Source organism: Pedobacter sp. UYEF25, from assembly GCF_054061655.1.
Window position 1 is genome coordinate 156,226 of the sequence record NZ_JBSSEL010000006.1, and the last position, 12,283, is coordinate 168,508.

Below are 12,283 nucleotides of genomic sequence, written 5' to 3' on the forward strand. Positions count from 1 at the left end.
TATTAAACATTATTGTAGTGGCAGCCCGCAAATTGATGGGATTTCCGCGGTGCAATTCCAGTGAACAAGGGGACGCTAAGTGTTTTTGTAGCAAGCCTTCTTTTCGAAAACATCTTTAGCAACCGTAAAAGCAGCACTTCCTAAGCCAACTCACAATTTTAACAAGCCTAAAGATTTAGTAACCTTTCTAAATGGTGATAACCGATTCCAAAATATTCTTTAGACGCGTTAATCTTTTGTAAAATTTGCTCTTGCCTTTCGCTTTCAGCTTTCAGTTTTAGGCTTTCAACATCCTTGTCTTTGTTCTTTGCTCCTTTTTCCTTTTTCCTAATGCCTACTACCATTACATTTTTCGGCGTATGTGCATCAGAAATAAATTCAAAGACTTTGGTTTTATATCCGAAATATTCTAGGATTAAAGCGCGAATTCCGTCCGTAACCATTTCTGCTTGACGCTCTAAAAAGATGCCATGCTTAGTTAAAAAAGAAACATCATTTTTTACTTTATGCTGCTCAATTTCTCTCCGAATTTGTTTGTGGCAACATGGCGCAACCACAATCAGGTCGGCATTGGCTTTTATTCCTTTATAAATTGCATCGTCTGTAGCGGTATCGCAGGCATGCAGCGCAATTAAGAGATTAACATCATTTGCGTCATAATCTTCAATAGTGCCTTTTACGAAACTTAATTTCTCACAAGAAGATTTTTCAGCGACATCGTTGCATAAATCAACCATATCTTGGCGATATTCTACGCCAATAATTTCGCTATCTAATTTTAGATTGTTGTGTAAATAATCATATAACGCAAACGTTAAATAGCCTTTACCCGAACCCATATCGGCTACTTTCTTAATCGTTCCCTCTGGCAATTCCTTAATTAAAGCGCTTAAAATCTCGATATAATGGTTGATTTGCCGAAACTTGTCTTGCGCATTTTTATAGACTTTCCCATCGGCGTCGGTAATTTTTAATTCGGTTAAATACTGTTTTGAATTAGCTTGGATTAACCTCACTTTTTCTTTATCGTGCTGTTTTGATGGCGCTTCTTTAACAGATGAACCTAGTGTTCTAAAAGCAACTTTCCCATTGTTTAACTCTTCTAAAATGTAGTCGTTTTGAGTGGTAAAAAGCGTAGCGATTTTAAAACCTTCATCTAGATGTTTTTCGATCAAATCAATAGCCTCACTTATTGCGTAATTTTTTACTACATCTCTGGTTTTATATCTAAAAGTAAACGCAAGTTTATCTTGGGCTTTAATCAGCACCTTTCTGACTAAAATCTGCTTTAATTCTGTTTCATTGCCTTGATAATTTCCGAATGAAATTTTCACAAAAGTACCATACTCAATACTTGTCTTCAATGTCGAGATAAACTTTTCTATATATTCTTGAAAAAACATAAGTTAAATTTTAAGAAGCAAAGATAGCTAAGTATTTTTTTAGTCGCTTAACAAAGACTTAACTTCAATATACAATACTTCGCATACCAACAGGCATAGCGTTTAGAGCACCCTCAAAAATCGAGAAATTATAACTGTAGTATGCTGTCAGATTTGATTACTTATCTCTATTTTTAGCAGACCAATCTACAAGTATGAAAAAGCATTTACTCTCGGCCTGCATTCTTTTTTTTCTTATGATATCTGCACACGCTCAACAACCGCTTTGGATGCAGCAAACGTCTATTTCTCCTGATGGAAAATGGGTGGTCTTTGAATATAAAGGCAATATTTTTAAGGTGTCGACCAACGGTGGACAAGCATTACCACTAACTATCACTTCAGATTATAATGGTTACCCAATTTGGAGCCACGACGGGAAAACCATTGCTTTTGCATCAGATAGATTTGGAAATTTCGATGTCTTTAGCATGTCGGCCGATGGAGGTTCGGCCACGCGCTTAACTTACAATTCTAATAAAGATATTCCATACGATTTCAGCCAGGATGATCAGAAAGTTTTATTCGGTTCGAGCAGACATGACATTTATTCTTCTATCCGGTTTCCAGGCGATAACTATTGGATGAAATTGTATGAGGTGCCGACAAAAGGCGGAAGAAACATTATGATAAACTCTGCCGGCACAGAAAATGTGCACCTTAATGCTGCTGGCGATAAAATAATTTATCAAGATAGAAAAGGGTACGAAAATCCTTACCGAAAACACCATACATCGGCCATTACGCGAGATATTTGGGTGTTAGATTTAAAAAACACTCTATATAAAAAGCTAAGCAGTTTTGTTGGAGAAGATCGCGAACCGGTTTGGGGAGATGGAGAGACGTTTTACTATTTGAGCGAGCAGAAAGGAAATCAAAACCTTTTTAAATCGTCTTTAGAAACCCCGACTGAGGTTACCCAACTTACGTCTTTCGATAAAAATCCTGTAAGAAATCTATCACGATCGAATGATGGAACTTTTGCTTTTACACAAGATGGAAGCATCTACCTTTTTAAAGAAGGCGGTCGGCCTGAAAGACTAAATTTTAGCATTCTAGCAGATTTCGCTACAAACCAGGTTAAAACAATTCCTATAAAAGGAGGTGCAACCGAAATTGCAGTTTCGCCTAGTGGAAAAGAAATTGCATTTGTTTATCGTGGAGAAATTTTTGTAACCGCTGTAGATGGTTCCACTACCAAACGGATAACAAACACTCCTTTTCAAGAAAGGATGGTAAGTTTTTCGCCCGACGGGAAAAAACTTTTGTATTCGGTGGAGCATGAAAAATCTTGGGACATCTACGAAGCTACTCTAGCTCATCCATCTGAAAAATATTTCTATGCCTCTACCGTCATAAATACTGCGGCAGTTATTGCAACTGACAAAGATGAGTTTCAGGCACATTATTCCCCAGACGGGAAAAAAATAGCTTATTTAGAAGAGAGAAATATATTGAACGTGATGGATCTATCCACTAAAAAAACCATTTCGGTGTTGCCAGCCGGATTAAATTATTCTTATCAAGATGGAGATCAGTACTTTTCTTGGTCGCCAAACAGTAAATATCTCCTTGCGCAATCAAATGAAGGAGGCGGCTGGTTTGCACCTGAAGTGGTTTTACTTAAAGCAGATGGCAGTGGTGCACGCATTAACTTAACTCAAAGCGGTTTTAGCGATGAGTATCCGCAATGGGGAATGGACGGAAAAATGATGTATTGGCTTTCTGATAAGGAAGGAAAGAAAAATTTAAGTCGTGGTAGCCAAGAAGATATTTTCGCCATGTTTTTCGATCAAGAGACTTGGGACAAACATCAACTTAGCAAGGAAGATTCCGATCTTCAGAAAGAACTTGCCAAAAAGGATACAACCATCAAAACAGAAGAAAAAGACAAGGCAAAAAAGATAAAAGACGACAAAAGGCCGAAGGAAAAGAAAGATTCGATTAGCAACATCCTCAATCTTAAAAACTTAGAAAATAGAACAGAGAAACTTAGCATTAGCTCTACAGATATTTCTGGCCTTGCATTATCAAAAGACGGCGAAAAGCTGTACTACCTAGCTCGCTACGAAAAAGGGTATGATTTATGGGTAACAATGCCGCGAACGCACGAAACAAAAGTGTTGGCGAAACTTGATGTAAATGAGGGAAGTTTAGAAATGAGCGACGACGGAAAAAATCTTTTCGTTTTAGCGGGTGGAAACATAATGAAAGTGGGCGTAGAAGACGGCAAGGTTTCGCCGGTTAAGATAGACGCTACTATGGAATTGAACGCTTCGGAAGAAAGGGCCTACATCTTTGATCATGCTTGGAAACAAGTAAAGAAAAAATTATTCGATCCGAAACTACAAGGCGTAGATTGGGATGGATACCACAACAACTATTCGAAATTTCTTCCTTTTATAAATAACAACTACGATTTTGACGTATTCCTGAGCGAATTTTTAGGAGAACTTAATGCTTCCCACACCGGCAGCGGTTATCGCGCAAGCATGCCGAATGCAGATGCGACAGCTGCGTTAGGCTTACTTTATGATGTTACCAAGGGTGGAAAAGGATTAATCGTAAAAGATGTGATCGAGGGCGGCCCATTCGACAACGCCAAAACAGACATGAAAGTGAATATGGTTATTGATAAAATAAATGGAAAGGCCATTACCGATGAAGTAGATTGGAGCAGTTTTTTAAATCATGAGGCAGGAAATTTTACCCGGATAGATTTCCACAATCCTAAAACCAAGCAAACTTATAGTGAAATTGTTAAGCCCATTGCTGGTGGCTTGGAAACAAATAACCTGCTTTATAAACGTTGGACAGACAGAATGGAGTTTTTGACTGATAGCCTATCGGGCGGGACGGTTGGTTATGTGCACGTTAGGAGTATGAACGATCCCAGTTTTAGAACAACTTTTGATAAAGTGCTCGGAAAAAACATAAACAAAAAAGCGTTGATTGTGGATACGCGATTTAACGGTGGCGGTTGGCTTCACGATGATTTAGTTACTTTTTTAGGTGGCAAAATGTACTTTACGCTAAGGCCGCAAGGGCATGTTACCAACGGCGGTGAACCTTTGAATAAATGGAGCAAACCCAGCTGTGTACTTATGAGCGAAGGCAACTATTCTGATGCGTTTATGTTTCCATACGCTTACAAGGCTTTAGGTCTGGGCAAACTTATCGGAATGCCAGTTGCAGGAACAGGAACCGCAGTTTGGTGGGAAACGCAAATAGATCCTAGTATTTATTTCGGTATCCCAATGATTGGAAGTTATGGCATTGGCAAAACCGAACCGACTGAAAATCATCAGTTGGAACCTGACATAAAGGTAAACAACGAATATAATGAGGTGCTAAATGGTAAAGATCAACAATTGGAAGCTGCCGTTAAAGAGATGATGAAAGAAGTGAAATAACCAAGATCTCGGCTAGGATGAAGCATCAGCACGCTAAATTGTAATAAATAAAATGCTTGTGAAACATTTCTTTCCTCAACGATCCGAGCGGTTTCACGAGCTTTAAGAACTCTATTCTTCAATAATATCGGGAGCACTTAGTTCTCTTAACAATAGCTTTTATGGCAATAGTGTCACTAAATTATGTCAATCAACTTTTCTCCATTTCTCTCTTTCAATGTTCCAAAAGAAACACAACTTTGGGGGTCAATCCGCTGTGCTTTTAATAAGGTTTCAAATTCCGTTGCATATTCAGGCAGCACAGCAATCAAAAGTCCGCCGCTGGTTTGCGGATCTGCAAGCAGATGCTTTTGGCGGTCGGTTATCGGGCCAATTTTATGCCCATAACTATCCCAATTTCTAGTTGTACCTCCCGGGATGGCATTTTGATTTAAATATTCGTCGATTATCGCAAGTTTTGGTACGCGCTCAAAAATGATTTCTGCGCATAAGTTGCTTCCTTCGCACATTTCAGATAAATGACCTAACAAACCAAAACCCGTAACATCCGTCATGGCTTTTACATACTCTAATTTACCTATCACTTCGCCAATGCTGTTTAACTTCGACATAGAATTAGGTGCAATATCGGCATGTTCTATTTTTAAAATTCCCTTTTTCTGTGCCGTTGTTAGGATACCAACGCCCAAAGCTTTTGTGAGGTATAATTTACATCCGGCGAAAGCGGTTGAATTCTGCTTTAAATTTTTAACATAAACAATACCATTTACCGCCAACCCAAAAACCGGCTCCGGGCAATCGATGCTATGACCTCCTGCGAGCGAAATTCCGGCTTCGGCGCAGATAGAACGCGCTCCATCCATTACTTTTTGTGCAATTTCTGGCGCTAACTTATCTATCGGCCAGCCTAAGATTGCAATTGCCAAAATAGGCTTCCCGCCCATTGCATAAACATCAGAAATGGCATTTGCAGACGCAATTCTTCCAAAATCGAATGGATCATCAACAATAGGCATAAAGAAATCTGTGGTCGAAATTAAAGCCGTTCCGTTGCCCAGATCGTAAACCGCAGCATCGTCTCTGGTGCTGTTTCCAACCAGTAAATTCTTGTCGGCTTCGTATTTTATTTGGCTATGCAATATAGTATCCAGCACTGCGGGCGATATTTTACAGCCGCAACCTGCGCCATGAGAATATTGGGTAAGTTTAATTTTTTCCATCTATTTTTCTAATACATTTTAACGCCGACAGCGATCGGTTAGTTTCTATTTTATGTCTTTTGTGGCATCATTTTTAAATGCTACAATTGCTTTTGCATGAATTTTTGGTGCGATTTCTTTAAATTCAATGTGTTCTACAGATTCGCTTACTCGGGTACTCAAACCCTTTAAATACGCTTTATCATAATATACAAGTACTTTTTCAATAAAATCTTTCATCCTACCCTCATTTATGGCTTGTAGTGTAAATTTCGTTTCCAATGGCCCAAGTCTTTTCGCAATTCCCAAAACAGCTGCCTTTAAAAACTCCGGATCTAAAATTCCATACTTGGCATTCAAAAATTCAATGCGTGCTTTTTTCGGAATCTGTAGTTTCATCACAGGAGCCTGCCGCATCTGCTCCCATATAGGTTTTGGAATTACCCTTTTGCCAATCAATATACTTTCATCTTCCAACCAAATAGGTTTATTTAAGTCCATCTTTTGAAGCGCTACCCCGAGAAGATTTTCAAACTGCTCCTGAGATGGCTGAACCAATGTTCCCATCGACCCAAATGACGAGCCTTGGTGCTGTGCCAAGCCCTCTAAGTCGATTACCTGCTCACCCAATAATAACATTTCCTGTAGAATTTCAGTTTTAGCACACCCAGTACTCCCACTCAAAATTTTAAAGGGGTATTGTTTTGAAAAAGCATCTATAGCCGCACGTCGAAAGACTTTGTATCCACCTTTTAAGGTGCTTACTTCGAAGCCGTATAAATTAAATGCCCAAGCCATCGCACCGCTGCGCATTCCTCCACGCCAACAATGAACCAAAATTTTCTTTTCAGGCGATAAACTTTCTGCCACTCTGATAAAATCCGCCCATTTACCACCAACTAACTCAAAACCCAACAAAATTGCTGCTTCTCTACTTTGCTGTTTATACGCAGTTCCTACGAGAACGCGTTGTTCATTTGTAAAAATGGGAAGATTTATTGCCCCAGGAATATGTCCTTGTTCGAACTCTAAGGGTGTTCGAACATCTACCACAACCCTATTGTTGGCAACTTTTAGAAATTCAGAAAGATTTAATATTTGTTGCATGTTAATTGTTGACCAAACCTTTAGGAACTTAACTTCTATAATTCACATTGCTTCGATTTTTAGAAACAGCCAACGGAAATACAAATATATCAAAGCAAAGTCGCTATTGCTCGCACATTTACTTTTAATGCAATACAACTAGATAGGAAACTTATTTAAGGAATTGTAAATTGTCTAAAACGTTATTAATTCATTGCTAAATTAAATGTTGACTTTTTTTTAGACATAGCAGTCAGGCGCTATCGTTCTCTCTTCTTTTTAATCCTCATTCCTTCCAACCCTAAAACACATTTTAACCGAATGCATTATTGCTACCTCAATCGCTCTGCAGAACGGATAAGTTTTTCGTCTTTGTTTATCCCGGCAATGCCGAAAATGCAAAATAAAATAGACAATGCGGGCAAATACGCAGCAAAATCAAAATGTGCATTTGCAAGTCCTCCCGGCAACTTTTCTGCAAAAATAGTGCACCAAAAACTAAAGGTTAAAATAAGGAGAACAGAAACTATTGCAATTCGTTTCTGCATTTTTCTACGTTTGAAATTAAAAATATTAACAAAGCAAAGCAATGCAATTACAACATTTGTGATGAACAGTGGCGTAAATGCCTCTTTTAAAGTTCCAACACCTGGCCGCCCCACTACGTCTTCGTATAGCCCCATGGTGTGTAAACTTGTCTCTGTTGTTTTCACTTCAACCGTAAGTAGCGGCAGAAATAACATTAAAATTAGCGCAATAGTCGCTAAGAAGAGCCAAATAGATTGTATGCGTTGTATCATGTTCGTATAATCGTGGGTACAAATTTAGCTAAAATATTGTTTTTTATAATTTAATTTCAGAACGTAGGCTTTGGCTGATTAATATTTACAGTTTGAACAGATTAAAATTGGCCAGAGTGGTAGCGCTAATAAAAGGAAAAAGGTATTTTTGCCACTGGTTTTGCATAAAAATAGATATTTCATACAATTGGCTTACAATGGCACTCTATATCACGGTTGGCAAACACAACCCAACGCGATAACTGTACAAGAAATAGTAGATAAGGCCATTTCGATTTGTTTTAGACAGCCGGTTGCAACTTTAGGTTGTGGCAGAACAGATGCTGGAGTTCACGCCAATGATTTTTATGCGCATTTTGATGTGCTTGATTTGGAAGAGGAACAGGTAATAAATTCTCTAGATAAAATCAATGCGCTATTGCCTTATCAAATTGCTGCGAAAACACTTACTTTGGTCGAAAAAACTGCGCATGCTAGATTCGACGCAACATCTCGCACTTATCAATATTTTATTCATTTTAATAAAGATCCATTTAAACTAGATTGTTCTTGGCTGTTAAAAGATAAATTAGATGTTGACAAGATGAACCTTGCAGCATCAGAATTGTTAAACCATCAAGATTTTTCATGTTTTAGCAAATCAAACACGCAAACATTTACAAACAACTGTAACATTAAATCAGCAGGTTTTGTAGCATTGACCGACGAAAGCCTGGTCTTTACCATTATTGCAGATCGGTTTTTACGCAACATGGTCCGGGCAATTGTGGGCACCTTAGTGTTGGTGGGGAAAGCAAAGTTAAGTGTAGCCGATGTAATCAAAATAATTGAAAGCAAAAATAGAAGCAATGCAGGGCAATCTGTACCTGCTTGCGGATTATTTTTGACAAGAGTAGAATACCCATATTTGGGAGAAAAAAAAAGAAAAAATATAAATAAAGAGCAAGCTTAAATGGCAGCGGGAGACGTATATAATGCAGGTTTATTAAAACGTATTTTCGAATATGTAAAACCTTATCGTACTGTTTTCGCATGGTCTATTTTCCTAACCATCGCAATGGCTGCGGTATCGCCGATAAGGCCTTTCTTAATAAAATACACGCTAGACAAATACATTCTTACCGGCAAATACGACGGTTTATTGCAAATGACCATCGTCATGACTGTTATTCTGTTGTTGCAAACACTTATCCAATACAATCAAACGTATTTAACAAACAGCTTAGGTCAATCAGTAATCAAGGATTTGAGAGTAAACGTATTTAACCACATCACCAAGTTAAAGCTCAAATTTTTCGACAAAACCCCTCTTGGTCAGTTGATCACACGTACTGTTTCTGACTTAGAAACCATTTCAGATATTTTTTCTGAAGGGTTGATTTCCATGATTGGCGATAGTTTGCAAGTGGTGGTGATTATTGCCGTAATGTTTTACACAGATTGGGAGTTGACGTTGGTTATGCTTTCGCCAATTCCCTTACTGATTGTGGCCACTCGGGTTTTCCAAAAAGCCATAAAAGTAGCTTTCCAAGAGATTAGAACCGAGGTAGCGAATTTGAATACGTTTCTACAAGAACACATTACTGGAGTTGCGATCATCCAATATTTTGCAAGAGAACGACAGGAATATAAAAAATTCTATGCCATTAATAAGCGTTACCGCGATGCGAATGTACGCTCTAATTGGTACTATTCTATTTTTTTTCCTGTAGTGGAATTGATCTCAGCATTATCGATGGGATTGTTGGTCTGGTACGGGGCAAAAAGTATTTTGGCAAAGCCGATGGATGTTACGCCTGGAACCATTACGCAATTTATCATTTATCTAGGAATGGTTTTCACCCCAATTCGTCAGCTTGCTGATAAATTTAACACCCTACAAATGGGTATGGTTGGCGCAGAAAGGGTTTTTAAAGTGTTAGATACTGATGAACGGACGCCAAATTTAGGAAAAGAAAAACCAGAACACTTAACAGGAAACATTAATTTCAAACATGTTTGGTTTGCCTATGTAGAAGATCAATATGTGCTTAAAAACATTACCTTCGAGGTTAAACCTGGCGAAACTGTTGCATTGGTTGGCGCAACCGGAGCTGGAAAATCATCTACCATAAACATCTTAAACCGCTTTTACGAAATCCAAAAAGGAGAAATTACCGTTGACGGCATAAAAATAGAAGATTTTGATATCGATTACCTGCGGAGTAATATTGCCACAGTATTACAAGATGTTTTTCTGTTTTCTGATACCATTTTAAACAACATTACGCTTAACAATCCGGCAATTCGTTTGGAACAAGTTATCGCGGCGGCGAAAAAAGTAGGTGCGCACGGATTTATAGAAAAACTTCCGGGCGGCTATCATTATAATGTGATGGAGCGCGGTGCAACGCTTTCTGCCGGCCAAGCGCAACTAATATCCTTTATCCGCGCCCTAGTTCACAACCCAACCATTTTGGTGCTCGATGAAGCAACTTCATCGGTGGATACCGAAACTGAAATGCTCATTCAGCATGCGATAGACAATTTAATGCAGGGAAGAACCTCGATCGTTATTGCCCATAGGCTATCTACCATCCAAAAAGCAAATAAGATCATCGTATTAGAAAAAGGAGAAATTATGGAGATGGGTTCTCATCAAGAATTGCTTAAAATAGACGGTTATTATAAAAAACTATACGACTTACAGTTCTCTTCTGCCGGGATCGCAAAGGGTTAATCGCTTTTTGTAGCTTGCATACTTTTTTAAATTCAGGCAGTTGGGCAAATAGGCGCATCGACAATAATTTCCTGCAGTGCATCCGCCGTACAAAACAAACAATTAAGACTCAACTTTATATTTAGTTGCGTCTAACCTTTTCCGATATTATTTTTAGAAAATTGAAGGCAAAAATTCCATGCATTTATTAATTTCCCAATACCAATTGGGAGAAAACAGAAATTAGCAGAGAATTTTTCAAAAAAATAGTAAATCACTATCTTCGCTTAAACAATAACCATGCAAATCGATAGAGAAAAGAGCGAGTTTTTAGATGATACCATCGAGCAATGGCAACGCGAAGGTTTGATTGATGACACCCTAGCAAATCGACTAAAGAAAAGCTACGAAGCTAAAAGTTTCGATTGGCTTCGGCTTGCACAATACGCTTTTTGGGTTGCGCTTGCATGTGGTTTTGTTGCGCTTGGAGCGCTTTTGATAGACAGTTCAATCTTAATTGCGCTAAGAAAATTGTATGACACGCCAGACATTGTCATCTCAATTATTTCTGCTACAATCGCCGCTTGGCTCTATATTTTGGGCTTTAGAAGAAAGAAAAAATTTGCTCAGTTAAAGTTCAGTAACGAGGCAATTGTGCTTGCTGCCGTTTTATTCACGGCAAATGCCATCGCATATTTCGGCAAATCAATTGACAGCGGTTCTACAAACTTCTCTATTCTCATCTTAATTTCTGTATTTGTATACGGCGCTTTAGCCGTCTTTTTCAACTCACGCCTCATTTGGGTTTTTGCTTTACTATCGTTAGGCGCTTGGTTTGGAACAGAAACCGGCTACCTTAGCAGGTGGAATTTTTACTTTTTGGGTATGAACTATCCGCTAAGATTTGTCTTTTTCGGCGCAATTTTAACAGCGTCCGCTTTTTTAATGAAACTATTGGATAAAAGTCGACCATATTTTAAAGTAACGTACATAGCCGGAATGGTCTACCTTTTTATTTCGCTATGGTTGTTATCTGTGTTCGGTAACTTCGCAAGTTTAGAAGAATGGTATAAAGTAAGGCAGATTTCTTTATTTTATTGGGCAATCGTTGCCGCCGCAGTTTGTATAATAAGCACATTTTACGGTTTGAAGAAAAATGATGAAATTGCCAGGGAATTTGGAATAACGTTTTTATTCTTAAATTTATACACCCGATATTTCGAATATTTTTGGGACAGTTGGCACAAAGCATTTTTCTTCGCGGTGCTTGCTGCTTCTTTTTGGTTGATTGGTAGGAAGGCCGAGAAAATCTGGAATGGGGAATTTTTAAATTCCCCAGAAAAATAATTTCTTTTGATTATCCTGCGATGATTAAGTCCTGTATTCCCATTTGAATGAAAGTTTTTGGGCGTCCCCTTCCGGTCGGGCTATACGCTACAAGTCCGCGCTCGTTCCTCGCTGTGGGCTTTTTCCTGCTATCCCTTACGCAAATCACTTACAAAAAACAGGTTTATTTAAAATCCGAAGATCACAATGGTGATCGGCCGTGCGTCAGGGAATGAAGTGAAAATACTTTTGCGAGAAACGAGCAAAAGATTGGAAAGAAAAGCACGACCCTTTTCGGGGGAACGCCCAATTTTTGTTT

8 protein-coding genes are annotated in these 12,283 nt (G+C 38.5%); 4 read left to right on the top strand and 4 right to left on the bottom strand.

The annotated features are described in order from the left end of the window. Positions 1-167 precede the first annotated feature (167 nt). Positions 168-1,403: a class I SAM-dependent methyltransferase gene (locus ACVWYG_RS08110; protein WP_457269680.1), complete on the bottom strand. Its 1,236-nt coding sequence runs from the start codon at positions 1,401-1,403 to the stop codon at positions 168-170. 194 nt (positions 1,404-1,597) lie between these two features. Here ACVWYG_RS08110 and ACVWYG_RS08115 point away from each other — a divergent pair, with 194 nt between their 5' ends. Then, positions 1,598-4,855, top strand: coding sequence for a S41 family peptidase (locus ACVWYG_RS08115; protein WP_457269681.1), 3,258 nt, complete (start codon positions 1,598-1,600; stop codon positions 4,853-4,855). Between the two features lie 176 nt (positions 4,856-5,031). Here ACVWYG_RS08115 and selD read toward each other — a convergent pair whose 3' ends face one another. The 3 genes from selD to ACVWYG_RS08130 all read right to left on the bottom strand — a co-directional run bounded on the left by selD (position 5,032) and on the right by ACVWYG_RS08130 (position 7,940). After that, the gene (selD, locus tag ACVWYG_RS08120) at positions 5,032-6,075 is read right to left on the bottom strand and encodes a selenide, water dikinase SelD (protein WP_457269682.1); all 1,044 of its coding nucleotides are present in this window, start codon (positions 6,073-6,075) and stop codon (positions 5,032-5,034) included. Between the two features lie 45 nt (positions 6,076-6,120). Then, entirely contained in the window at positions 6,121-7,161 is a 1,041-nt protein-coding gene (gene mnmH / locus ACVWYG_RS08125) for a tRNA 2-selenouridine(34) synthase MnmH (RefSeq protein WP_457269683.1), read from the bottom strand. Positions 7,162-7,472: 311 nt separating this feature from the next. Then, on the bottom strand, positions 7,473-7,940 hold the full coding sequence (locus ACVWYG_RS08130) for a DUF4293 domain-containing protein (RefSeq protein WP_457269684.1): 468 nt from the start codon (positions 7,938-7,940) through the stop codon (positions 7,473-7,475). A gap of 160 nt (positions 7,941-8,100) precedes the next feature. On the opposite strand from ACVWYG_RS08130, the gene truA reads away from it, so the two are divergent. The 3 genes from truA (at position 8,101) to ACVWYG_RS08145 (ending at position 11,985) form a co-directional block, all read left to right on the top strand. Then, positions 8,101-8,892, top strand: a complete 792-nt coding sequence (gene truA / locus ACVWYG_RS08135; RefSeq protein WP_457269685.1) for a tRNA pseudouridine(38-40) synthase TruA — start codon at positions 8,101-8,103, stop codon at positions 8,890-8,892. After that, positions 8,893-10,659, top strand: coding sequence for an ABC transporter ATP-binding protein (locus tag ACVWYG_RS08140; RefSeq protein WP_457269686.1), 1,767 nt, complete (start codon positions 8,893-8,895; stop codon positions 10,657-10,659). A gap of 279 nt (positions 10,660-10,938) precedes the next feature. Further along, positions 10,939-11,985, top strand: a complete 1,047-nt coding sequence (locus tag ACVWYG_RS08145) for a DUF2157 domain-containing protein (protein WP_457269688.1) — start codon at positions 10,939-10,941, stop codon at positions 11,983-11,985. Positions 11,986-12,283 lie beyond the last annotated feature (298 nt).

Coding starts and splice junctions, on each gene's coding strand:
- selD (WP_457269682.1), bottom strand. CDS start 6,075: ATGGAAAAAATTAAACTTACCCAATATTCTCATGGCGCAGGTTGCGGC.
- mnmH (WP_457269683.1), bottom strand. CDS start 7,161: ATGCAACAAATATTAAATCTTTCTGAATTTCTAAAAGTTGCCAACAAT.
- ACVWYG_RS08115 (WP_457269681.1), top strand. CDS start 1,598: ATGAAAAAGCATTTACTCTCGGCCTGCATTCTTTTTTTTCTTATGATA.
- ACVWYG_RS08110 (WP_457269680.1), bottom strand. CDS start 1,403: ATGTTTTTTCAAGAATATATAGAAAAGTTTATCTCGACATTGAAGACA.
- ACVWYG_RS08140 (WP_457269686.1), top strand. CDS start 8,893: ATGGCAGCGGGAGACGTATATAATGCAGGTTTATTAAAACGTATTTTC.
- ACVWYG_RS08145 (WP_457269688.1), top strand. CDS start 10,939: ATGCAAATCGATAGAGAAAAGAGCGAGTTTTTAGATGATACCATCGAG.
- ACVWYG_RS08130 (WP_457269684.1), bottom strand. CDS start 7,940: ATGATACAACGCATACAATCTATTTGGCTCTTCTTAGCGACTATTGCG.